Here is a 22,814-nt window from a genome sequence, read left to right as displayed (position 1 = left end):
AGCCGACTCCGTGGCGCGAGATTACAACGGGCGCACCATCACGTAGTCCTGTTCGGTATGTGTCCCCATCGGAAATGTCTTGGTGCCGACGACGGTGAACCCATGTTTGCCATAGAACCGTTGCGCGCGAATATTTCGCTGGTTCACGCCCAGCCAGACGCACCGGGCCCCGGCGCCGGCCGCCCGATTCACCGTGGCGTCCATCAGCGCCGCAGCGATTCCCGACCCGTGGCTGTCGGCCAGCACATAAAGCTTGGACAGCTCGACCGCGGGGCGCGGGGTGATTGCCTGCGCGACGTCGGGATCGGCACCGACCCCGTCGATCAGCATGGCGTAGCCGACCATTCGACCTGCGGCCCGGGCGGCGAGCACGGTGCGCGACGGGTCGGCGACATACTCGGTGAACCGCTCGCGCGACAGATGCGCGGTGATGAAGGCCGTGATGTCGGCCGGCGGCGAGGTCGGCGGGCAGGCGAGCGGGAAGGTGGCGGCTGCCAGTTCAGCCAATCCGTCGGCATCGGCTTCGTCGGCATCGGTTATCTCGACGGCCGCAAAACTGTTGGGAGAGTTCAGGTCCACGGGTTCCGCTCGGCTGCATGCTCACCGGTGTGCGGATTGCTCACGGCCACCCGGCCGGCCATCGTTGTCCCTTGGAGCGCGTCGGCGGCGTAGATCGGGAAACGGGGGGAGTGTGGCGGGATGTCGAGGCGCCCGATCGGGGCAGCGACCGCCGCTGCCGGCGTGGCGCGGCCCGCCGCAACGAGTGTGAGTAGGGCCACCACCACACACCGTTGAGAACGCACGAAACTCCTCCTCACCCCGCAAAAATGATGGCACACGGGCAGCGGCGGTGTTCGGGTGCCCGGTTTGCCGGTTGGCGCCGGTGGTACCCCCACGGTTGCCTGCTCCCGGCCTTTACGGCATCTTTACGCGAAGGTGTGCCGGGAAGTCTGGTCGGCAGTCGCGCCCGGACGGGCGGTCGACTCGAGCGAAGATACGGAGACTCAGGCGTGGCACTTGTCCTGGCATTCGGTGTGGTGCTGCTGATCAGTGTCTCGCTATCCGGTGTGGCAGCCAGGACTGTGCTGTCCACGGCGTTGATGTTCCTGGTGGCGGGAGCGTTGATCGGACCGGGTGGATTCGACATCGTCGACCTGGGCCCCGGGCATGGCATGGTCGCCGCTCTGGCGGACATCGCCTTGTTCACCGTCCTGTTCACCGACGGTCAGCGCGCCAATATGCGTGCGCTGCGCGAGAATTGGCGGCTGTCCGGGCGAGCTCTCGGGCTGGGGATGCCGTTGACGATGGTGGGAATCGCCGTTCCGGCGCACTTGCTGGCGGGGCTGGACTGGCCAACCGCGTTTCTCCTCGGTGCGATTCTGTCGCCGACCGATCCGGTGTTCGCCGCCGCGCTGGTGGGTCGGTCCGATATTCCGCTGCGATTGCGGCGGCTGCTGAACGTGGAGTCGGGCCTCAACGACGGGCTGGCGCTGCCGTTCGTGCTGATCTTCCTCGCCACCGCCAAACACGAGAGCTCGCACTGGACCGAGGTTCTCGAAGAGCTCGCGCTGGGCCTGGTCCTCGGCTTCGGTATTGCCGCGCTGGTGGCACTGGCCTGGCGCAGCAAGGTCCTCACCGCCGAGCCGCGACTGCAGCCGCTGGGGCCGGTCGCCATAGCGGTGGTCGTCTACGCCGGCTGCCACCTGACCCACGCCAATCCCTATTTGGCCGCGTTCGCGGCAGGCTCGACTCTGGCGACGCTGGACCCGCTGACTGCCGAGCGGTTTGAACCGTTCGGCGATCTGTTGGCCGAGCTCACGAAGTTCGCGGCGCTCTTGGTCTTCGGAGCGCTGATCACCCCGGAAAGGCTGTCGCACCTGGGTTGGCAGGGCTGGCTGCTGGCGGTGGTGGCGATTGTGGTGATTCGCCCGGTGTCACTGCTGGTTTCGCTGCTGCGCACGAAGATGCCGCGGCGCGAGCGGCTCACGGCGGCCTGGTTCGGCCCCAAAGGGTTCGCGTCGGTGGTGTACGGGCTGCTCGCTCTGCAGTCGGGCATTCCCGACAACCAGCTTGTCTTCGACCTCGTCGCGGTGACAATCGCGCTGTCGATCGTGCTGCATTCCTCCACCGACGTCCCGGTGGCCAAATTGCTTCGCGTCGAGCCGCCCGACAATCTGCCGGCCGGCCGGCCGGAGCCCGGTGAACCCTCCGCTGCCGACCGCAGAGCGCCGGAGTCCGCGTGACTGGCGCACCGGCGGCGGCCGAGGACGTACCGTTCTCTTGTGCGCGCAAAGCAGATCGCCGAACAATTTCCGGTCGTCGCATTGGATTCCGCTGCCCTGGACGCGGTGCGCTTGATGGCCGAACAGCGACTGCCGGGTTTGGTCGTCACCGACGCGCAGGGCATCCCGCTGACGATCCTTCCGGCGTCGCAAGTCGTGCGCCTGCTGGTTCCGGCCTACATCCAGGACGATCCCTCGCTGGCTGGTGTACTGGGCGAACAAGCGGCCGACCGGATCGCGGACAAACTGGGTGGGAAATCGGTTCAGCAGGTGCTGCCCAAGTCGGCTCCGCACATGCCGACGGTCGACGCCGACGACACGATTGTGGAAGTCGCCGCGATCATGGCCCGGGATCACTCGCCGCTGGTGGCGGTGATGACCGGCAAGCAACTCGTCGGTGTCATCACCGCATCGCGACTGTTGGAAGTCGCGCTGGGGACTCACTGAGCTCGACGGGCACACGATAACCGATGGCCGTCGTCGCCCTTGCCGTCTTCGCCGTGGCGTATCTGCTGATCGCGACCGAGCGGATCAACAAAGTCAAAGCGGCTCTCGGGGGAGCCGCCGTTGTGGTGGCCATCGGGACCGTCGGTTCCGATGACATTTTCTATTCACGTGAGACCGGGATCGACTGGGACGTCATCTTCCTGCTGCTGGGCATGATGGTGATCGTCGGTGTCCTGCGGCAAACGGGCGTCTTCGAGTACACCGCGATTTGGGCAGCCAAGCGGGCCAAGGGATCTCCGCTGCGGGTGATGATCCTGCTGGCCTTGATCACCGCCGCGGCATCGGCCTTGCTCGACAACGTCACCACTGTCCTGCTGATCGCGCCGGTGACGCTCCTGGTGTGCGACCGGTTGGCCATCAACCCCGTACCGTTCCTGCTCGCCGAAGTGTTCGCCTCCAACATCGGCGGCACCGCGACTCTGATCGGCGACCCGCCGAACATCATCATCGGCAGCCGAGCGGGCTTGTCGTTTAACGACTTCCTGGTCCACGTGTCCCCGTTGGTGGTGATAGCGCTCGCCGTGTTCCTGGCGACACTGCCGATATTGTTCCGCGGTTCGTTTGCCGTCGAAGCCGACCGGGTCGCTGAGGTGATGTCGCTCGACGAGCGGGAGGCGATCCGGGATGTGCGCCTACTGGTCAAGTGCGGCGTGGTACTCGGCGCGGTCTTCGCCGCGTTCATCGGGCACTCGGTGATTCACGTCGAGCCGTCAGTGGTCGCGTTGCTGGGGGCCGGCGTTCTGATCCTCATCTCCGGCGTCGAGCGCAGGCATTACCTGGGCAGCGTCGAGTGGGACACGCTGCTGTTCTTCGCGGGCCTGTTCATTCTCGTGGGTGCACTGGTGAAGACCGGGGTCATCGCACAGGTGGCCGAATTCGCCGGGACGGCAACGGGCGGCAGTCCGTTGTTGGCAGCGATGGCGATACTGCTGGTCTCGGCGCTGTTATCGGGCGTGATCGACAACATCCCGTACGTCGCCACGATGAGCCCGGTGGTCGCTGATCTCGCCGCGACCGTGGCCAATCCCGTACACGGCCAAGCCCTGTGGTGGTCGCTGGCGATCGGAGCGGACTTCGGCGGCAACCTCACCGCCGTCGGCGCGAGTGCGAACGTCGTGATGCTGGGTATCGCAGCCCGGGAGGGATACCCCATCAGCTTCTGGGAGTTCACCCGCAAAGGCGCGATTGTGACCGCGTTGACGGTGGGGGTCGCGGTGCCCTACGTGTGGTTGCGCTACTTCGTGTTCGGCTGACCGGGCCGATTCTGCCTTGTTCCTGGGAAACCATCCGCCCCGCGTTTGATCGGTTTGGCCGCGGGTACGTCCGCCCCACCGCAGCGGCATAACGTCAGCCGGCAGCCCGGCAGGTGGCACCAAGCGCTGAGGCACGCTGCTCAGCCGAAGACGACCGCGGCGGCCAGCGCCGCACCGAACACCACTGTCGGGGCGGCCATGCCTGCGACGAACCCCAACCCGAAGCGGCGCCCGCCGGCGGTGAAGGCGAGCACGACTTTCACCAGCAGGTTGGACCCGAGCGCGGCGGCGATCGCGACCAATGCGGTGTCGACGCTGATATCGCCTTTGGCGGCCAGGCTTGCCGCCGCGACCGAACCGGCGTGTGCGTCGGCGAGCCCCGCTGCGAACGCGGCGAGCACCGCGCCCTGCGGCCCCAATACGTCTGCGCCCCAACGTCCGACGAGCAGGGCCACGGTCAGCACCGCGGCCAGGATGAGAGCGGGTCGCAGTGCGAACGGCCGGGCGGCCGGCGTGGACCCGGCCGCACCGTCGGGCGCCGGGGCCTGGCGGCGGTCCTGTGCGGCGCTCCGGTACACCGCCAGCGCCACGCCGACGAGGACGACGGCTCCCGCGACGGCGGGAAGCCACAGCCTGCGCAGCACGTCGATGTCGACCAGGCCGATCACCAGGAGAAGTTGGGCAAAGGTGGCGCCACTGGCCAGCAGGGCGCCCGCCAGCGGTGCGCGTAGGCCGGCATCGGTGCGGCTGGCCCGGCCCATGGACGCCGTGGTCGCGCTGGCCGACACGAAGCCGCCCGCCAAACCGGTGACGAGGAGCCCGCGCTGGGGACCCAGGGCGCGAACACCGATGTAGCCGAGCCAGCCGATGCCGGTCAGCAGCACGACCAGCAGCCACACCTTCGACGGGTTGAGAACCCCATAGGGCCCGATCTGTCGATCCGGCAGCAGGGGCAGAATCACGAAGGCGACCACGAAGAACTTGATGGCGTCCTCGAGTTCGATCTCGCTGACGATTTCCCGGGCGAACCGATGGATCCGGGTTTTCGACACCAGCAGCAGTGTCACGATCACCGCGAGCGCCACGGACACCGCGGGACGGGTGTAGGCCAGGGCGCCGAGCAGGTAGGCCACAAACGCGGCTATCTCGGTGGTGGTTCCGGGATCGTCCTGGCTGGTACGGAGATAGGCAAGAGTGAAAAGCGCTGCGACGCAGACCATCCCGGCGACGACTGCCCATGTGTTGAAGCTGGCCGCGACCGCGCCGGCCAGCGACAGCAGCGCGAACGAGCGCGAACCGGCGGGCAGCCGGCGGCTGTGGCTACGTTCACGCTCGAAACCGAGCAGCAATCCGATGGCCAACGCCACCAGGAACGGCTCCAGCTGCTGCACGTTCACAGCGAAGCCCCCCGCAACACCGTCACCGGGCAATCCTATGGCGAGGTCGTGCGGCCCGGTAGGAGTGATCGCGTGGCGCGGGCCGCGCCGTCACTGTCCCGGAGCCGGGCGGGATGCTTCGGCGGCGGCCATGGGTTCGGTGGCCTGGATGCTCCGCTGCTGCTCGTGGCGTTCCGCGCCCCACCCCGCGTACCCCAGTGCCACGGCCAGCGCGGTGTACACCGCCGCTTCTGACCACATGAAGCCAACGCCCCAGCGCCGGCCGAGGAAGACAGGTTCGTTGATGATTCCGCGGGATGTCGCCACCGCATATGCGGCGTGGGCGTAACCCAGGGCGGCGAACGATCCCGAAAAGAACTTGCACGCTTCGCGATTCATGGTGGGCTCCTATCCTCGAGCGGTATTACTTGTGCGGCCGGGTGCAGCCGTTCACGTATCAACGGGAATTCGGTGTGCACGTGCCGGTCCATCGCGCTGGTGAAGTCCGCCGAGAAGTACATCCGCAGAAGCGGGTCCAACAGGCGTCCCGGACCCGTCCATCCGGCCGTAATCGTGTGGCGAACATCCACGCTGCCGGCGCGGTCGGTGACCTCGATCGTCAGCCAAGCCGGCAGCCGGACGCCTTTCTTCATCTGCCACACGATCTTTCGGCCGGGTTCGGCCTCGATGACCACCGCCGTCATCCGGAGGCGATGCTTACCGATGAACTCGTCCATGAACACCGCATCACCTACGTGGCCGGATCGTCCCGCGCCGACTGGGTGCAGGTGAAGATGCACGCCGGGCCACCACTTCTGGTACGCCGCATCGGTCCAGTCGGACAGGAACCCGGTGACCTCGGCTGCGGTCAACCCCGGAACCGTTACTTCGGATCGGATCGTCAGCACCGTGGGACCTCCCGCAATATCACGTTCCATCAACACTATTGCCGCTGAGGTGACGACATGAGTCCGCTGTCCTCTCCGCCCCGGGGTCCTCAGCGTCGGTGAGGGTGAAATAGTTCTCTTCCTCCTGCAGGAAGTGCAGACGCAGCAACGCGTGCAGCCCGTAGAGGCAGGCACGAAGGTCGTCGAGCTGGTCGAACTGGACGGCTCCGGCGTTTCGGGCCAGTTCGAGATGGTTGCCGATCCGATCGGTCAGGCGATGGATCTCGGCATGTGTCCTGCTCATGGTGGCGGTCGCTTCGGTGCTGCCCAGGGGTCCGGCCAGTGCCGGGTAGAGGTCGTTCTGTTCGGCATCCTCGTGGGGCAGCAACTGGTCGGTGAGGAACCGGTAGGCACGGTCGAGCGCGTCGATGGCCGGGCCGTCGCGCTGGCTGTCGAGTTGGGAGGCGGCATCGCGAAGCTGGGAGAGCGCGTCTCGCAGGACGTCGTGTTCGGCGGCGAATCGGAGCAGAAGGGCTTCGGTCTCGTGAGGAAGTGCAACCCCGACCGCGGGGTTACCGCGAAGCGCGCGTAACGCATTCAGGATCACGGCGACGTCGATGGCCTCCTGCAGGAGCGCGCCTGCCGCGGGCGGCAGCCAACCGAACGCGGCGACGCCCATTGCCAGCAACGACAAGGTCATTCCGACGACCGCGCTCTGCACCGCGATGTGGCGCGACCAGCGGGCGATATCCATCGCGTCGGCCAGACGATCCAGTCGATCCGTGGTCAACACGATATCGGCGGCTTCCGATGACGCGGTGGCGCCGCGTGCGCCGATGGCTACACCGACTGTGGCCGCCGCCAGGGCGGGGGCGTCGTTGACGCCGTCGCCCACCATGACCGTCACCGCCTTTTCCCGTTCGGCGCGTACGGCGGACACCTTGTCCGCGGGGCTTTGATCCGCGTACACCTCGTCCAACCCGAGGACGGTGCCTACCTCGCGCGCGGGCGCGGCCCGGTCGCCGGTCAGCATGACCAGCCGGGTGAAACCCGCCGCGCGTAGCCGGCGCATGGTTCGGGGCGCGCTGCGGCGCAGCGGATCTCGTAGCAAGACTGCGCCGATCACATCGGCGTCGACACCGACCCACGCAATAGCGGCGGTATCGAGGCTCGCGCGGTTGACCGCCGCGCGCGCCCACCCCGCTTCCGGAACGGCGGTGGCGAGTTTGCCCACGGATACCTGCGCGCCATCGACGGTGGCGGCGACGCCCCGCCCCGGTTGCTCGATCATGTTGACTGGCAACGACAACGGTATTTCCTGCGCGAGCGCTTCGGTGACGATCGCCTCGGCCAGCACATGGGGGGACATCTGATCGACGGATGCGGCCAGGCGCAGAACCTCCCTGCGGTCGTAGCCGGGCGCGGGCAGGACATCGACCACGACAGGGCGGCCGGCGGTGAGCGTGCCGGTCTTGTCCATCACCAATGTTTGTGCATGCCCCAGGTTTTCGAGTGCGCCGCCGCTGCGGACGACGACACCATGGCGAGATGCGCGCGACAATCCGGACACGATCGCCACCGGCGCGGCCAGCAGCAGTGGGCACGGGGTCGCCACCACCAGCACCGCCACCGCGCGGACCCATGAACCGCTGGCCAGCCCCGCGGCGGCCGCTACCGCCAGCGCCACCGGCAGAAAAGCTGCCGCATAGCGGTCAGCGAGCCGAACGATAGGTGCGCTTTCGGAGCCTGCCTGCTCGGCCAATCGCACGATCCCGGCGTAGGTGCTGTTGGCGGCGGTGGCCGTCGCGCGGATGTCGAAGGCAGTGGCGGCATTCACCACACCGCTGCGGACCGGCTCACCGATCGCACGTTCGACCTGCAAGGGCTCACCGGTCAGGACCGATTCGTCGAGAATCGCCTCGGCGCCCTCGATGCGGCCATCCACCGGCACCACCTCGCCGGGACCGACCACCAGCACGTCACCGACCGCGACGTCCACCAGTGGGACGACCGTGATTGCGTCGCCGGTCTTGCGCCGTGCAAAACGCGGCGCGTGCTCGAGCAGGGCCCGCAGATCCTTCGATGCTCGGCGCTGCGCGGCAGCATCCAGAAAGCGGCCCGTGGACAGCATCACCGCGATCAAGGCGCCGGCCACATACTCGCCCACCCACAGCGTGCCGACCAGGGAGAGCACGGCCAGCAGATCAACCCCGGCACGGCCCCGGTACAGCGAAAGGACAACCCAGACCAGGGCGGGCACCACTGCGGACAGTGTTCCCGCGACCCAGATGCCGTCGGCGATCCCGCGCAGGCCGATCAGCCAGGCGAGGCCGCCCAGCAGCAGAGCCGTCACCGTGACCGCCAACAGAACCGGCTCGACCAGCGGCCGGATCCGAAGCCACAACGGCCGCTCGGCGCGCGCGGTGTCACTCACGGCCCGGCCCCGGCACGTTCGCGAGCGGGCACGGCAGTTCGGATCACTTGCCCTCCTCGAGCCTCTTGCCGTCATCCTCATGACGGCCGGGCCGTGCGTTAAGAGGACAAGGTCACCATCTTTGAGCGCTGAAAGAACTTGTGTTCGGCGGCGACGAGTCGTGTTGCGTGGCAGGCTCGCTGAGTGCCCACACCGAGCGTCGCCCCCGCGGTTCTGGTCGTCGAGGACGATCACGCGCTCAGTGCGATGCTGGCGGGGCTGCTGACCGAGGAGGGGTATCGCGTCGACACCGCATACGACGGACAGCAGGGGTTGCATCGCGGGCTGACGGGGGATTACGACGCTTTGATCGTGGACCGTGGACTGCCGGTGATGGACGGCGCGGACCTGATCGCGCTTCTCCGGTCGAAGGGGATTGCCACACCTGCGCTGATCTTGACGGCGCGCGGAGCGGTGGACGATCGGGTGGAGGGCCTCGATGCGGGCGCGCAGGACTACCTGGTGAAGCCCTTCGAGGTCCCCGAGCTGCTGGCCCGGGTGCGCGCGCTGCTGCGGCGAATCGACAACTCCGCCACCGTCGTCGCCGCAGGCGGACTGCGGCTGGACCGGGTGACCCGCCGGGTGTCGGGGGCCGGCACGGACGGCCGGGATGTCGAGTTGTCCGAGCGGGAAGCCTCCCTGCTGGCGACGCTGATGTCCGCACCCAAACGGGTGTACAGCCGGGCGCAGTTGCTCGACTTGGTGTTCGAAGGCGCCGAGTCCGGCGGGGCGGTGGATCTCTACGTGCACTATCTGCGGCGCAAGCTCGGCAAGCAGGTGATCCGCACGGTCCACGGCGCCGGCTACCGATTCGGGTACGAATGACTCCGGCGGGTGATCTCGCCGTGGTGCGGCGGGCCGGCCGCATCGCCGCGATTCAGGCGTCGGTTGCCCTTGCCCTGGTGCTGCTGGTCGTGGGCGGGGTGGTGTTCACGGTCTATGTGCGTGCCCAGAACCGTCAGATCGACGCCGAGTTGCGGACGTTGGCCATGTCGGCTGACGACGCCGGCGACCCGCCGCCGGATATGGAACTCGCACTGCGCGAGAACAACGGTGAGGTGTCGGTCAGCGATGGCGGGCAGCCCGGCGTTGCGCTTCTGTCCGGGCCAGCGGGGTTCGGCGACCTGCACACCGAGGGGCGCCAGTACCGAACGTTCGTGGTGGACCGGCCCGAGGGTCGGGTGGTGGCGATGATGGATCTCGCCCCCTACCACGCGGGCCGCAACCGTCTGCTGATGTCGGTGGCCTTCGCCGAACTGGCCGGCATCCTGGCATCGATCGCGGTGGTGGTGTTGTTCACCCGCCGGTCGGTGCGCCCGCTGGCCCAGGCGTTGGCGTTGCAGCGCAGGTTCGTCGCGGACGCGTCGCATGAACTGCGGGCGCCGTTGACGGTGTTGCACACTCGCGCCCAGATACTGGCCCAGCGGGCCGGCGCCGCGGACGCTCAGGCGGTCCGCGCCGACGCCGAGGCGCTGGTCGCCGACACCCGGGCGCTCAGCGACATCGTCGACGATCTGCTGGCTTCGGCGACGATGACGGCCGGCGAGTCGCCACGCGACCGGGTCGACCTGGCCTCGGTGGCAAACGACGTCTACCACAGCCTGGCGCCATACGCCGACGCACTTGGTGTCAGTCTGCGTTACGAAAAGCCAAGCAGTACAGGTTCTTTCGAGATCATCGGCTCCAGTGCTGCATTGCGCCGGGCGCTCACCGCGCTGGTGGACAACGCCTTGAGTCACGAGCATTCCGGCGGGGTCGTCGACATCCGTCTGAGCCGGCACGGCTCGATGATCAAGGCTGAGGTCGCCGACGACGGTGTCGGCATCGACCCCGACGCGATGGCCACGTTGTTCACCCGGTTCGCGCGCGGCACCGAGCACACCACACGCACCCAGCGGCAGTCGTACGGGATCGGGTTGGCGCTGGTGCGTGAGATCGCCCATGCGCACGGCGGGGAGGTGAGCGTCGAGTCGACCTCCGGGCAGGGCGCGACTTTCACCCTGACTCTTCCGGCCGCCCCGGTCGGCTAGCGGGGTGCGCGCGCGTCGATTGCCAGCCGCTCGCCGTCGTGGCGAGACAGCACCAGATCCAATCGTGATACCCGGGCGGTGAGCGGACCGCGCAGCCGGATCGCGTCGCGTACGTCATTGGGCCACAGGTACCGCCACGCCGAGTAGCTGTTGGTCATCTCGTACACGTTGAATCCGGCCTCGATGAACGGGCGCAGGACGTCCACCGGTCGCAGCTGCCGGTCGGGCCACCATCGGGGCGAGAGTTCGACGACGATCTCCGCGTCGTCCCGCAGGGTGCCGATGATGTTGCGCATCCCGGCCAGGACATCGGGTTCGGCGCCCTCCACGTCGATCTTGATCAGCCGCGCCGACGTGATCTCGCGGAACGTGAGGATCTCCTCGAGCGGCTTGGCCTCGATCGTCGACTCGGCGTGCAGGCCGCGCGACGGCAAGGTGGTCGACATTCCGGCGTTGTTCCGCGGACCGGCGTACACGGTCAACGTCCCCGACTTCGCGGCTGCTGCCATATTCACCTCACGGATGCGATCGCGATGGCCGCTGACATCGACGTTCTGGTGCAGATCGTCGAACATTGCCGGCGATGCCTCGACCGCCACGACCCCGCCGTGGGCGCCCACCGGGCCGGCCGCGAGGAGTGAGTAGTAGCCGATGTTGGCGCCGACATCGATGAAAACGTCCCCGTCACCGAGCCGGCTCGCGATGAACCGGGTCAGGTCCGGCTCCCACTCGTGGAAAACCCAGATGTAGGTGGCGATGAGATCGGGCAGCCGGCACATCATGGTCGCGTCGAAACCGGTGCGTCCCGGCAGCTTCACGGCGTGCCCCAGACGGCCATAGCCGCGCAGCAGCAGTGACAGCGCCGCGAACACGGGTATCAGCAACGCGGCCCGGAGCACCCTTTCTGCGCGTGGAACTGATTGCTTGGGAGTGCCGAGCCGCCGTGCAACGTTGCGCATACCGCATGCCGTCGCGACAACCATCAGCTCCAGAGGTGACCGGGTCGAAACCATGCGTTACAAATTCATGTCGCATTCTTTGAGCCCGCAAAGAACATCCGAGCGGCACCGGTGGCGGGGCATCCGAAGCTGCCAGATCGTGCCAAAGGCGCAGATTCCCAAGCAAATTCGCGGCGAATTTGCCAGACAACTCACGCCCATCGCTCAGGTTATTGTCAGCCCCGCCGGACGCGGGCCCCACCGCGTGCGGTGCCGGCCCAATTCTTCGAGGTTTCAAAAAACCGGCTGTGAGCATGCAGTCATGGACTCACCCGGTTCCGCGCTACCTCGCGCCGTGGCCGCATCAGGTGCGGTAGCCGAGACGCCGGCTGCGCGCAGGGGTATGGCGACCGCGGAAAGCCATTGGCAGCGTTGGACGATGGATATGCAGATCATCGTCACGGACCCCGATGCCCTCGCCGCCGCGCGGTGCGCGGTGGACGCGGAACTCGACGCCATCGACGCTGCGGCCTCACGATTCAACCCGGATTCGGAGATCAACGCCCTCACGCGGTCTGGTCGGCCGACGAAGGTCAGTGAACTACTCGCCGAACTGCTCGGCGCGGCGCTGCTGGCGGCACAGCAGACCGATGGCGACATCGATCCGACGATCGGCGCTCGCCTGATCGATCTCGGTTACGACCGTGACATCGCTGACGTGGATTCGTCTGCGCCGCTGGCGATGTCGGTCAGTCAGTCGGCCGACTGGTCGATGGTCAGCCTCGACGGTCGAATGGTCGCGGTGCCGCTCGGGGTGGTACTCGACCTGGGGTCGACGGCCAAGGCGGTCGCCGCTGATCGCTGTGCGGCACAGGCGCACCGGATCACCGGCGCGGGCGTGCTGGTGAATCTGGGCGGCGACATCGCGACGGCCGGTGCTGCTCCCGACGAAGGGTGGCAGGTGCTGGTCTGCGACGGCGACGACCAACCGGCGGCGATGGTCGCCTTGTCGCCGGGCGTGGCATTGGCCACGTCCAGCACGCTGCGTCGCCGATGGCGGCATGGGAAGCGGGCGATGCACCACATCGTGGACCCGCGGTCCGGGTGGCCGGCGGAGCCGGTGTGGCGCACGGTCAGCGTCGTCGCTGCAAGCTGTCTGGCGGCCAACACGGTGAGCACCGCGGCGGTGATCCGCGGCTGGCGTGCCGTCGACTGGATCCGGGCACAGCGGTTACCCGCTCGGCTGGTGGACAGCGACGGGATCGTGCACACGCTCGGCGGCTGGCCGGCGGAGAATTCGGGTGGGCGGAGATGACGGAGAACGCGAGGCAGGCGACTATGTTGCGGCTGCACATCGATTGGACACGCTGCGACGGGCGCGGGCTGTGCAGCGAACTGCTGCCACAGCTGCTGAGCCGCGACGATTGGGGCTATCCGCGCAGCCGCGACAATTCCCGGGAACCCGCCGTGCCCGGGCCGGTGGTGAAGTACGCGCGTCGTGCCGTTGCCCGATGTCCGCGGTTGGCCCTGACTCTGGTCGAGGACGCCTGACGACGGTCACTGCCCGGTTCCCATCCGGTAGCCCACGCCCCGCACGGTCAACACGAACTTCGGTTCGGCGGGGTTGTCGCCGAGTTTGCGCCGCACGTGCCCGACATGGACGTCGACGAGGTGGTCGTTACCCACCCACGGTTCACCCCAGACCTCGTCGATGAGGTGCCGACGGGTCCAGACCACACCGGGCCGGGAGGATAGTGCGGCCAATATGTCGAACTCGGTGCGGGTCAACGAGATCGGTTGTGCGTCGACGAACACCTGACGACTGGCAACGTCAATGGAGAGCGGTCCGAACACCCGCGGCGGCGATTCGGTATGCGGTTCGCCGGCGGGTGCGGCAGGCACGGCCACCGAGCGTGGGCGGCGCAGCATCGCCCGGATCCTGGCGACCAGTTCCCGGGGGCTGAACGGCTTGGTCACGTAGTCGTCGGCTCCGACCGATAGTCCGACGATGGTGTCGACTTCGGTGTCGCGGGCGGTCAGCATCACCACGTATGCGTCGGAGAACGTCCGCAGCTGGCGGCACACTTCGAGGCCGTCGATGCCCGGCAGGCCGAGGTCGAGCACCACTACATCTGGATCGACCTGCCGTGCCACGTCCAGCGCTTCGAGCCCGGACAGACACACCGTCACCTCGAAATGCTCTCGTTCCAGATAACTGGCTACCACCTCGGCCAGCGGCTTCTCGTCGTCCACCACCAGGGCGCGATAACCCGGGTCAGCGTTGTGCGGGGCTGCCTGCGATCTGGGGTCCATGTCTTCATCGTGCCGTGCCGCTGAGCCGGGTTGGGGTCTTGGGACAATCTTTACCGAACCAACACCGAACCCGCCTCGGCCCGGCGCGCTCAGCCTGGCTGGCCGAGCCGACCGCCATGACTGAAACGTGCTGCCCGGCGGCCGATTCGGTGGTCGCGACCGCGGACGCGCAATGGCGGCCCGGCCGGATGAACCGGCTCGGCGTAGAACACCCGTTTGGTGATCTCCACGAGAATCAGGTAGGCGACGGTGAGCAGGGCCAGCGCGCCGTAGAACTGCCACGGCAGCGGTGTGAAACCGAGCGTGCGGGCCACCGGCGAGATGGTCAGCACGACACCGACGGTGATGGCGGTGACGGTCGCCGCGGACAGTAGAGCCCCTGGCCGGCTACGTAGGAACGGCACCCGCCGGGTACGGATCGCAAAGATGATCAGTGTCTGGGTGGCCAGCGACTCGACGAACCATCCCGTTCGGAACTCGGTGGGACCCGCGTGCAGCACACCGAGCATCAGTCCGAACGTCATGAAGTCGAACAGCGAACTGATGGGTCCGAACGTCAGCATGAATCGACGGATGAACGCGATGTTCCAGTGCGACGGTGCGTGTAGCTGCTCCTCGTCGACCCGGTCGCTGGGGATGGCCAGCTGAGACGAGTCATAGAGCAGATTGTTGAGCAGGATCTGGCTGGGCAGCATGGGCAGGAACGTCAGAACCGCCGAGGCGGCGGCTGCCGAGAACATGTTGCCGAAGTTGCTCGATGTGCCCATCAGGACGTACTTGATGGTGTTGGCGAAGATCCGCCGGCCCTCGGCGACGCCGGTGGCCAATACCCCGAGGTCCTTCTCCAGCAGCACGACGTCCGCGGCGTCCTTGGCGACGTCGGTGGCGGTGTCGACCGAGATGCCGACGTCGGCGGAGTGCAGCGCCAACGCGTCGTTGACGCCGTCGCCGAGGAATCCCACCGACCGCCCGGTTCGCCGGAGCACCGTGATCAGGCGGGCCTTCTGCTCCGGTGAGATCCGGGCGAACACGTTCGCGCTGCGGGCGGCCGCCTCGAAACCGGCGTCGTCGAGGGCGGCCAACTCGGCGCCCGACACCGTGCCCTTGGATGCCAAACCGAGTTCCGCACAGACCGTTTCGGCGACCGTCGCGTTGTCGCCGGTGGCGACCTTCACCTCGATGCCCAGTTCGGCCAGCCGAGCCAACGACTCGCGGGCCGCCGCCTTGGGTGGGTCGGCGAACACGAGGAAGCCGTCCAGCGTCAACCGGGTCTCATCGGCCTGGGTGATCGTGGACAGTTCGGGAGCGGGCCTGCCGGCGACCGCGACCACGCGCCGGCCCTGACTGAACAGCCGGTCCAGCAGCGGTCTCGCGGTGTCCGGCACTGCCGCGCAATGCGCGAGAACCTGTTCAGGGGCGCCCTTGACGATCAGTGCCCGGTTGCCGGCGTCGTCGATCAACGCCGAGGTGGCGCGACGGGTGTGGTCGAACGGAAGTTCGGCGATCCGGCGGGCGCCCTTGGTGACCACCTGCCGTCCCGCGTCGCAGTCCCATAGGGCGGCGTCCATTTCGTTGGCACTTGTCCCACCGCATTCGGGGTCGACATCGGTTGCCAGTAAGCCCTTGCGCAGCACCACATCCGAAACCGCACCGGCGGGGTCGACGGCCTCGATCAGGGTGATCCGTCCCTCGGTCAGGGTGCCGGTCTTGTCGGTGATGAGGATGTCGATGTCGCCGAGATCCTCGATGCACACCAGCCGCTTGACCAGAACCTTGAGTTGGGCCAGCCGTCGCGACCCGGTGGCCAGGCTGGTGCTGACGACGGCGGGCAGCAGCTGCGGTGTGATGCCGACGGCGATCGCCAGGGCGAACAGCACCGAGTCGATGAGTGGTCGGCGCAGGAGCAGGTTGATGGCGAGGATCATCACCGTCAGCGTGATCGCCACGTGCAGAAGCAGATACGAGAACCGGCGCAGGCCGATCTGGAAGTCGGTTTCCGGCTGGCGCTCACCGAGTCCGGCCGCGATCTTGCCGAATTGTGCCTTCAGTCCGGTCGCGTAGACCACCGCGGTCGCGTCCCCGGCGGACACGACGGTGCCCATGAACGCCAGATCGGTGAAGTCCGCCATGGACGCGTCGCGGGGTGCCGGTGTGGCGGACTTCTCGGCGGCGGTGGATTCGCCGGTCAGGATGCTCTCGTTGCATTCGAATCCGTTGACGGTGATCAGCCGCACGTCGGCGGGCACCAACTCGCCGAGGGTGAGCGCAATGACGTCCCCGGGGACCAACTCGTTGACATCTCGCTTGACGTACTGACCGTCGCGGCGGACCACCGCGTGATGCCGAACCCTGGAGTGCAATGCGGCGGTGGCCCGTTCGGCGCGGTACTCGTTGAGGAATCCCAGCCCGATGCTGACGACCAGGATGACACCGATGATCAGGGCCTGGGTGGAGTCACCGAGGAAGAACGACACCACCGCGGTTGCCGCCAGAAGCGCCAGAACCGCGTTGTTCAGCTGTCGCCGCAGAACCGCCCAGGCGCTGACCCGATGTGTCCGAAGCGAATTGGGGCCGTAGCGGTCCAAGCGGGCGGCGGCCTCGGTATTGGTCAATCCCTGGGCCGAGGTCTCCAGTTCGTCGAGGACAGCGGCCAGCGGCGCCGCGGCGATCGCCGCGGCTGTCAGAGCCGCGGCGCCACCGAGTTCATCGGGAACGGTTGCCGTCACCAGCTCGCGCCGATTCCAGGAACAGGCGACGCTCGGCCGTGGCGATGGTGCGCCGGGCCTGCCCGACCGCATCGCGCACGGCCGCGTCCGATTCGTCGAACAGTTCCGGGCACACTGCCGAGTCACGATCGACACCCAGCATCAGCTGGGTCAGATCGTTGCTGCCGATCGATACCCCGTCGATGCCCATTCCCACGTACTCCGGCAGCCAGTGCACCACCGACGGCACCTCTGCCATCACCCAGCGGTGCAGCCCGCGCTGCCGGCCCAGGGGACTGGCATCGACGTAGCGGCTCGACATCGTGAAAACCTCCAATTATTCGACCGGTCACACGGCCAGGACGCAGATCTCCTTGGCCCGGGCCACGGAGTGGGCCTGTGGGCCGGTGGTGTCGACGCGATGTGCGTCCGTCCAGGCGTCGTCGCCGCGATCGGCGAGGGCGACGGCGATCTCGGGTGTCACCTGCGACGTGGTCTGGGTGCGCTCGCTGACTCGGGTGACGGTGGCATCCAGCGGGGCGGTGCAGGCGAACTCGATCTCCACCGCGCCGCTGTCGGCGGCCACCCGCCGGGCCAGTTCGCGGTGGCGGTGGTCGAGCCAGGTGCCGTCGAGTACCACGCTGCGGCCCTCGCACAGCTTCAGGTGAGCTTGGCGGAGCACACTGTCGTAGACAGCGCCGACGTTCTCGCGGCTGTACAGGCCGTCGTCGAGCACCCCTGGTACGCCGGCGATCTCGCCACGCCGGACCATGTCGGCGCGCACATCGTCGGTCGAGATCACCTGAGCGCCGATCTCTTTTGCCAACGACTGCGACAGGGTGGTCTTGCCGGTGCCGGGGCCACCGCCCACCAGGATCAGCCGGACCGCCGCGGCACGCAGATGGTCCAGGGCGATCTCCAGATGGCGCCGCGCGTCGTCGGCGGCGCTCCCATCCTGCTGGGTGTGGCGGATGCAGTCGACCTTGGCGCGAACGACCGCCCGGTAGGCAATGTAAAAGTGGCACAGTGAGTCCGGCGCGTCGTCGCCGGACAGCTCTCGGTAGCGCCGGAGAAACAGGGTGGCCAGATCCGCCCGGTCCAGGAATTCCAGATCCATCGCCAGGAATGCGGCGTCGTCGATGACGTCGACGTAACGCAGGTGGTCGTCGAACTCCAGGCAGTCCAGCAGTGCCGGTCCTTCCGGCAAGCAGAAGATGTCGTCGGCGCGCAGGTCGGCGTGGCCGTCGACGATCTTGTGGTCGCCGAGACGACGAGCGAACAGCACTGCGCGCCCGGCTATGAATTGATGTGAGAGTCTTGCTATTTCAGCGACCACATCCGAGTCGATGCCAACCTCGCCGTTCTGGGCGTACCGCTGCAGCTCGACCAGGTTCTCCTGCCAACGTGTGGCGATCGCGTCCACCCGGCCCTGGGCGTCCACGTCCCGTCCGCGAGGAGCCGCGGCGTGGAATCGCGAGAGCACCAGCGCGACCGCCGCGAGCTGATCCTCGACCGGTTCTCCGTGGCGCACCATGGTCGCCAGGCGCCGGTCGTCGGGATGGCGGCGCATGACGATGACGGGTTCGGGGTCCCCGCCCGGGGCGCTGAAGTGTGCGACGCCGAGGTAGCTGTCGGGTGCCAGGCGGCGGTTGAGCGCCACCTCGCTGGCGCAGGCGTGTTCGCGCTGCTCGAGGGTGGAGAAGTCGAGGAAATCGTTGACGACGGGCTTCTTGATCTTGTAGGCCCGGTCTCCGATCAAGAACACCATTCCAGTGTGGGTTTCAGCGATCCGCGGGTGCCATCCCATACTGTCGATCCTCGCCTCCCGACCCCGGCGAACACAGCGGTACTCAGGCCACTGCGTGTGGGTGCAAGGTCCCTGCCCGCAGAGCACAAAGGCCTTCAAGCTAGGTCCCCAGCCAGATGACTTCCGGCCCCTGGCACGCGCGCCGAACGGACATAGGGTTGTCGCAGACAGAAGGCGGTGATTGCCGATGGTCATGTCGACGCTCGATCCCCAGGTGATCGCGAACGCGGTGGAGTTGGCGTGCCGGGCGCCCTCGGTGCACAACAGCCAACCGTGGCGGTGGGTCGCGCAAGGGCCTTCGCTGAAACTCTTTCTCGACGCCGACCGGGTGCCGCACGCCACGGACCGGTCCGGCCGGGAGGCCGTAATCAGTTGCGGCGCCGTGCTCGATCATCTGCGGGTGGCCGTCGCCGCCGCAGGCTGGCAGGCGATCATCGCGCGGTTTCCCAATCCGAACGAACCCGAGCACCTGGCGACCATCGATTTCAGTCCGTTGGAGTTCGTCACCGACGCTGTCCGCAGTCGCGCGGACGCGATCCTGGCCCGCCGCACCGACCGGCTGCCGTTGGCGCCGCCGCCGGACTGGACGTCCTTCGAGTCGGTGCTGCGAGCCACGATCGATACCGACCGCGTGGCGATTCGGGTGCTGCCTGAGTCGGTGCGTCCGCAGTTGGCCCAGGCCTCGCGGCTGACCGAGTCGCTGCGCCGCTACGACGCCTCGTATCACGCTGAATTGGCCTGGTGGACAGCCCCGTACGAGGTATCTGACGGTGTACCGCACAGCAGCCTGGTGTCGGTCACCGAGCGTGATCGGGTCGATGTCGCCCGGGTATTTCCGGCGGCCGAGCACGCCGACCGGCGTCCAGAGGTCGATCGGGACCGCTCAACGATCCTGGTGCTCACAACGTTCGGTGATTCGCGCCGCGACGCCCTGGACTGTGGCGAGGTGCTCTCCGATGTGCTGCTCGAGGCAACCCTCGCGGGCTTGGCCACCTGCACGCTGACCCACATGACGGAGTTGGCGGCCAGCCGAGACGTGGTCCGTGCGCTCACCGGCACCGAGGACGATCCGCAACTGCTGATCCGCGTCGGGCTGGCGCCGGTGATCGCGCCGTCACCCCCTGCCACGCCACGCCGGCCGCTGTCGGACGTGCTCGAATTTCGCGGCTGAACCTTCGGTATCGGCCACAGGACGAACGGAGCAAATCATGACCACCGCGCCCACGACACCGCCGCAACATCCGCGGCGTGTCTTCCGAGATCGGCGAGAAGCCGGTCGGGTTCTGGCCCACCTGTTGGATGGCTACCGCGGCCGGGGCGGCATTGTGGTGCTCGGGCTGGCTCGCGGCGGCGTGCCGGTGGCCTGGGAGGTTGCGGCCGCACTGGGCGCTCCTCTGGATGCCTTCATCGTGCGCAAGCTCGGCGCACCGGGCCACACCGAATTCGCGATGGGTGCGCTGGCGTCGGGCGGGCGGGTGGTGGTCAACGACGACGTCATCCGTGCGTTGCGGGTGACACCGCAGGAATTGCGCGACGCCACCGAGCGGGAAGCCCGCGAACTCGCTCGGCGCGAAGGCGCCTACCGTGGCGGACGTCCACCGCTGGACGTGACGGGCAAGACGGTGATCCTCGTCGATGATGGCCTGGCCACCGGGGCGAGCATGCTCGCCGCCGTCCAGGCCTTGCGGGAGATGGAACCCGCCGAGATCGTGGTCGCCGTTCCCGCGGCGCCGCAATCGACCTGCCGCGAATTCGCCTCTCTGGTGGACGATCTCGTCTGTGCGTCGATGCCCACCCCGTTCTTGGCGGTCGGCGAGTCCTTCTGGAACTTCGAGCAGGTCAGTGACACCGAGGTGCGGAATCTGCTGGCCACTCCGACCACCGGAATCGGCACCGCGCGGTTGCGCATCGCGGAAACTCCCGCTGAGGTGATCGGCCGCTGCGCGGTCGACGCCCCCTCGGGCGTGCCGCCGCGGGAAGCGCTGGAGGAGATGGTCGGTGATGCGCGGGTGGTGCTGATCGGGGAGAGCTCCCACGGCACCCGCGAGTTCTACGAAGCGCGCGCCGAAATCACCAAATGGCTGATCGAGGAGAAGGGCTTCTGCGCGGTGGCAGTTGAAGCCGACTGGCCAGACGCCTACCGGGTCAACCGGTATGTCCGCGGCCGCGGCGACGACGACACGGCCGAGAGTGCGTTGAAGGGGTTCGAGCGATTTCCCGCCTGGATGTGGCGCAACACCACCGTCCGGGACTTCACGGCCTGGCTGCATGCCCACAACACCCAGTGCCGCAACGACGGCCGGCGCGAAGCCGGCTTTTACGGACTGGATCTCTACAGTCTGCATCGCTCGATGCAGGAGGTGATCGACTACCTGGACAACGTCGACCCGGTCGCGGCGCAGCGGGCGCGAGAGCGCTACGCCTGCTTCGATCATGCCGGCGGAGACGACGGTCAGGCATACGGGTACGCCGCCGCGTTCGGTGCGGGGATGTCCTGCGAGGCGGAGGTTGTCGAGCAATTGGTCGAACTGCAGCGCACGGGCCTGCAGTACGCGCGCCGCGACGGACTTCTCGCCGAAGACGAACTGTTTTATGCACAGCAGAATGCACAGACCGTTCGCAACGCGGAGGTCTACTACCGCTCGATGTTCGGGAGCCGGGTGTCGTCGTGGAATCTGCGCGACCAGCACATGTTCCAGACGTTGAGAGCGTTGCGCGCGCATCTGCACCAACGCAACGGTGAGCCGGCCCGAATCGTGGTGTGGGCCCACAACTCCCATGTCGGTGACGCCCGGGCAACCGAGGTGGGCGCCGACGGGCAGCTGACCCTGGGGCAGCTGGTACGGGAGGGGTACGGCGAGCAGGCGCTGCTGATCGGATTCACCACCTACTCGGGCACCGTGACCGCCGCGAGTGAATGGGGCGCCATGGCCGAGCGGAAAGTGGTTCGCCCCGCACTCAACGGCAGTGTCGAGGAACTGCTGCACGAGGTCGACCGACCGGAGTTCCTGGTGTCGCCGCTCATCAGCCGGGAAGCGGCCGGGCCACTGGACACGGTGCGCCTCGGCCGGGCGATCGGGGTGATCTATCAACCCGCCACCGAACGGCAGAGCCACTACTACCACGTGCGGCCGGGCGAACAGTTCGACGCGATCATTCACATCGACCGCACAACGGCCCTGGAACCGTTGGAGCTCAACAGTGTCTGGGTCGCGGCGCAGACACCCGAGACCTACCCGACCGGCCTGTGAGCGCCCCCGTGATCGTCACGGTGACGATGAATCCCGCCCTCGACATCACCGTGGACGCCGAACGCGTGGGCCCGACCGACAAAGTCCGTTGTTGCGCCGATCGTTACGATGCCGGCGGCGGCGGACTCAATGTCGCCCGGTTCGCGCGGGCGTTGGGTGCTCCCGTCTCCGCCGTGCTCACGGCGGGCGGCCCGATAGGAGCGCGCCTGGTCGAGCTCCTCGACGACGCCATCGTGCCCAACACGTTCATCGCTCTGCGCGGCGACACCCGGGAGAGCTTCACGGTCAACGAACGCTCTACGGGTAGGCAGTACCGGTTCGTGTTGCCCGGACCGGTGCTGACCACCGACGAGCAGCAGCGCTGCCTCGAGGTGATCGACGCCAGTGCGACCGGCGCCGCGTTCGTGGTCGCGAGCGGCAGCCTTCCGCCCGGCGTTCCCGCCGACTTCTATCAACGGATCGCCGACATCTGCCGCACGCGGCAGGTCCGGCTTGTCCTCGACACCTCGGGTGGAGGCCTCGAGCACATCACTTCGGGTGTGTTCTTGCTGAAACCCAGTGTGCGAGAACTACGGGAGTGCGTCGGCAGCCCGCTGGTCACCGAGGGTGAGCAGATAGCCGCGGCCCGGCATCTGATCGATCGAGGCGTCGCCGAGGTGATCGTGGTCTCCTTGGGCGCCGACGGTGCCTTACTCGTCACGGGGGATCGGTGCCGGCGTTTAGCTCCGGTTGCCGTTCCCACTGTCAGCGGTGTGGGCGCCGGGGACGCGATGGTCGCCGGCATCGTGGTCGGACTGTCTCGCGAATGGGGGATGGAGAGCGCGGTTCGCTACGGTATCGCCGCCGCGACGGCGAAGCTTCAGACACCGGGCACCTCGACATTCGACAAAGCCGACGTCGACCGTTATCTCGACCAGGTTCCGGCTCCGACGTCAGTGGTCGCTCAGTGCAGTGACCTCGGGCTCTGACGACACCACAAGGCGCACAGCACA

The 22,814-nt window shown here is 67.6% G+C and carries 20 protein-coding genes and 1 pseudogene; 10 read left to right on the top strand and 11 right to left on the bottom strand.

What is annotated here, in order from left to right:
• Nucleotides 1–21 precede the first annotated feature (21 nt).
• On the bottom strand, nucleotides 22–579 hold the full coding sequence (locus AB4879_RS13865) for an N-acetyltransferase family protein (protein ID WP_370508042.1): 558 nt from the start codon (nucleotides 577–579) through the stop codon (nucleotides 22–24).
• Nucleotides 570–803 carry a hypothetical protein gene (locus tag AB4879_RS13860; RefSeq protein ID WP_370508041.1) on the bottom strand — a complete coding sequence of 78 codons (234 nt, stop codon included), beginning with the start codon at nucleotides 801–803 and terminating at the stop codon, nucleotides 570–572. Before AB4879_RS13860 ends, AB4879_RS13865 begins: the two co-directional genes overlap by 10 nt.
• A 207-nt stretch (nucleotides 804–1,010) precedes the next feature.
• Between AB4879_RS13860 and AB4879_RS13855 the strand changes: the two genes are divergently transcribed.
• The 3 genes from AB4879_RS13855 to AB4879_RS13845 are packed head-to-tail and all read left to right on the top strand — an operon-like array spanning nucleotide 1,011 to nucleotide 4,042.
• Entirely contained in the window at nucleotides 1,011–2,243 is a 1,233-nt protein-coding gene (locus tag AB4879_RS13855) for a cation:proton antiporter (protein WP_370508040.1), read from the top strand.
• A gap of 39 nt (nucleotides 2,244–2,282) precedes the next feature.
• Nucleotides 2,283–2,729 carry a CBS domain-containing protein gene (locus AB4879_RS13850; RefSeq protein ID WP_102806601.1) on the top strand — a complete coding sequence of 149 codons (447 nt, stop codon included), beginning with the start codon at nucleotides 2,283–2,285 and terminating at the stop codon, nucleotides 2,727–2,729.
• Nucleotides 2,730–2,752: 23 nt separating this feature from the next.
• Nucleotides 2,753–4,042, top strand: a complete 1,290-nt coding sequence (locus tag AB4879_RS13845; protein WP_370508039.1) for an SLC13 family permease — start codon at nucleotides 2,753–2,755, stop codon at nucleotides 4,040–4,042.
• 140 nt (nucleotides 4,043–4,182) lie between these two features.
• Here the strand turns inward: AB4879_RS13845 and AB4879_RS13840 are convergent, their stop codons facing one another.
• The 4 genes from AB4879_RS13840 to AB4879_RS13825 all read right to left on the bottom strand — a co-directional run bounded on the left by AB4879_RS13840 (nucleotide 4,183) and on the right by AB4879_RS13825 (nucleotide 8,739).
• Complete coding sequence (locus tag AB4879_RS13840; RefSeq protein ID WP_370508038.1) at nucleotides 4,183–5,439, bottom strand: MgtC/SapB family protein; 1,257 nt, start codon at nucleotides 5,437–5,439, stop codon at nucleotides 4,183–4,185.
• 90 nt (nucleotides 5,440–5,529) lie between these two features.
• Nucleotides 5,530–5,817 carry a hypothetical protein gene (locus AB4879_RS13835; RefSeq protein ID WP_370508037.1) on the bottom strand — a complete coding sequence of 96 codons (288 nt, stop codon included), beginning with the start codon at nucleotides 5,815–5,817 and terminating at the stop codon, nucleotides 5,530–5,532.
• Entirely contained in the window at nucleotides 5,814–6,326 is a 513-nt protein-coding gene (locus AB4879_RS13830) for a hypothetical protein (protein ID WP_370508036.1), read from the bottom strand. The genes AB4879_RS13835 and AB4879_RS13830 overlap by 4 nt, the downstream gene beginning before the upstream one ends.
• Nucleotides 6,327–6,345: 19 nt before the next feature.
• Nucleotides 6,346–8,739 (bottom strand): heavy metal translocating P-type ATPase, encoded by a 2,394-nt coding sequence (locus tag AB4879_RS13825; protein ID WP_370508035.1) that lies wholly within the window; start codon nucleotides 8,737–8,739, stop codon nucleotides 6,346–6,348.
• Nucleotides 8,740–8,922: 183 nt separating this feature from the next.
• Here AB4879_RS13825 and AB4879_RS13820 point away from each other — a divergent pair, with 183 nt between their 5' ends.
• Together AB4879_RS13820 and AB4879_RS13815 are read left to right on the top strand one after the other, a co-directional pair.
• Nucleotides 8,923–9,603 carry a response regulator transcription factor gene (locus tag AB4879_RS13820; protein ID WP_370508034.1) on the top strand — a complete coding sequence of 227 codons (681 nt, stop codon included), beginning with the start codon at nucleotides 8,923–8,925 and terminating at the stop codon, nucleotides 9,601–9,603.
• Entirely contained in the window at nucleotides 9,600–10,808 is a 1,209-nt protein-coding gene (locus AB4879_RS13815; protein WP_370508033.1) for a sensor histidine kinase, read from the top strand. Before AB4879_RS13820 ends, AB4879_RS13815 begins: the two co-directional genes overlap by 4 nt.
• Here AB4879_RS13815 and AB4879_RS13810 read toward each other — a convergent pair.
• Nucleotides 10,805–11,707, bottom strand: a complete 903-nt coding sequence (locus AB4879_RS13810; protein WP_370508032.1) for an FkbM family methyltransferase — start codon at nucleotides 11,705–11,707, stop codon at nucleotides 10,805–10,807. The two genes, AB4879_RS13815 and AB4879_RS13810, sit on opposite strands and share 4 nt — an antisense overlap.
• 361 nt (nucleotides 11,708–12,068) lie before the next feature.
• Between AB4879_RS13810 and AB4879_RS13805 the strand changes: the two genes are divergently transcribed.
• Together AB4879_RS13805 and AB4879_RS13800 are read left to right on the top strand one after the other, a co-directional pair.
• Nucleotides 12,069–13,061, top strand: coding sequence for an FAD:protein FMN transferase (locus tag AB4879_RS13805; RefSeq protein WP_370508031.1), 993 nt, complete (start codon nucleotides 12,069–12,071; stop codon nucleotides 13,059–13,061).
• A 23-nt stretch (nucleotides 13,062–13,084) separates the two neighbouring features.
• Nucleotides 13,085–13,297 (top strand): ferredoxin, encoded by a 213-nt coding sequence (locus AB4879_RS13800; protein ID WP_370508030.1) that lies wholly within the window; start codon nucleotides 13,085–13,087, stop codon nucleotides 13,295–13,297.
• A gap of 6 nt (nucleotides 13,298–13,303) precedes the next feature.
• Here AB4879_RS13800 and AB4879_RS13795 read toward each other — a convergent pair whose 3' ends face one another.
• The 4 genes and pseudogenes from AB4879_RS13795 to AB4879_RS13780 all read right to left on the bottom strand — a co-directional run bounded on the left by AB4879_RS13795 (nucleotide 13,304) and on the right by AB4879_RS13780 (nucleotide 18,571).
• Complete coding sequence (locus AB4879_RS13795; protein ID WP_370508029.1) at nucleotides 13,304–14,059, bottom strand: response regulator; 756 nt, start codon at nucleotides 14,057–14,059, stop codon at nucleotides 13,304–13,306.
• An 89-nt stretch (nucleotides 14,060–14,148) separates the two neighbouring features.
• Entirely contained in the window at nucleotides 14,149–16,788 is a 2,640-nt protein-coding gene (gene mgtA, locus AB4879_RS13790) for a magnesium-translocating P-type ATPase (RefSeq protein ID WP_370508316.1), read from the bottom strand.
• A pseudogene (locus AB4879_RS13785) lies at nucleotides 16,763–17,071 on the bottom strand (putative PEP-binding protein); the annotation flags it as partial. The pseudogene AB4879_RS13785 and the gene mgtA, both read right to left, overlap by 26 nt.
• Nucleotides 17,072–17,113: 42 nt before the next feature.
• A complete protein-coding gene (locus AB4879_RS13780; RefSeq protein ID WP_370508028.1) occupies nucleotides 17,114–18,571 on the bottom strand; it encodes an AAA family ATPase in 1,458 nt (485 codons plus the stop codon).
• 181 nt (nucleotides 18,572–18,752) lie between these two features.
• On the opposite strand from AB4879_RS13780, the gene AB4879_RS13775 reads away from it, so the two are divergent.
• The 3 genes from AB4879_RS13775 to AB4879_RS13765 are packed head-to-tail and all read left to right on the top strand — an operon-like array spanning nucleotide 18,753 to nucleotide 22,790.
• On the top strand, nucleotides 18,753–19,742 hold the full coding sequence (locus AB4879_RS13775; RefSeq protein WP_370508027.1) for an NAD(P)H nitroreductase: 990 nt from the start codon (nucleotides 18,753–18,755) through the stop codon (nucleotides 19,740–19,742).
• A 37-nt stretch (nucleotides 19,743–19,779) separates the two neighbouring features.
• Nucleotides 19,780–21,822, top strand: coding sequence for an erythromycin esterase family protein (locus tag AB4879_RS13770; RefSeq protein WP_370508026.1), 2,043 nt, complete (start codon nucleotides 19,780–19,782; stop codon nucleotides 21,820–21,822).
• Nucleotides 21,819–22,790 carry a 1-phosphofructokinase family hexose kinase gene (locus tag AB4879_RS13765; protein ID WP_370508025.1) on the top strand — a complete coding sequence of 324 codons (972 nt, stop codon included), beginning with the start codon at nucleotides 21,819–21,821 and terminating at the stop codon, nucleotides 22,788–22,790. Before AB4879_RS13770 ends, AB4879_RS13765 begins: the two co-directional genes overlap by 4 nt.
• Nucleotides 22,791–22,814: the final 24 nt, after the last annotated feature.

The organism is Mycobacterium sp. SA01 (genome assembly GCF_041287105.1).
Classification (GTDB): Bacteria; Actinomycetota; Actinomycetes; order Mycobacteriales; family Mycobacteriaceae; genus Mycobacterium.
Note: the sequence above shows the minus strand (reverse complement) of the source record. Positions and strands in the feature narration are given on the sequence as shown.

Excerpts from the sequence above, each read along its gene's own strand:
- AB4879_RS13845 (WP_370508039.1), top strand. The coding sequence starts at position 2,753 with ATGGCCGTCGTCGCCCTTGCCGTCTTCGCCGTGGCGTATCTGCTGATC.
- AB4879_RS13835 (WP_370508037.1), bottom strand. The coding sequence starts at position 5,817 with ATGAATCGCGAAGCGTGCAAGTTCTTTTCGGGATCGTTCGCCGCCCTG.
- AB4879_RS13815 (WP_370508033.1), top strand. The coding sequence starts at position 9,600 with ATGACTCCGGCGGGTGATCTCGCCGTGGTGCGGCGGGCCGGCCGCATC.
- AB4879_RS13805 (WP_370508031.1), top strand. The coding sequence starts at position 12,069 with ATGGACTCACCCGGTTCCGCGCTACCTCGCGCCGTGGCCGCATCAGGT.
- AB4879_RS13800 (WP_370508030.1), top strand. The coding sequence starts at position 13,085 with ATGTTGCGGCTGCACATCGATTGGACACGCTGCGACGGGCGCGGGCTG.
- AB4879_RS13795 (WP_370508029.1), bottom strand. The coding sequence starts at position 14,059 with ATGGACCCCAGATCGCAGGCAGCCCCGCACAACGCTGACCCGGGTTAT.
- AB4879_RS13780 (WP_370508028.1), bottom strand. The coding sequence starts at position 18,571 with ATGGGATGGCACCCGCGGATCGCTGAAACCCACACTGGAATGGTGTTC.
- AB4879_RS13770 (WP_370508026.1), top strand. The coding sequence starts at position 19,780 with ATGACCACCGCGCCCACGACACCGCCGCAACATCCGCGGCGTGTCTTC.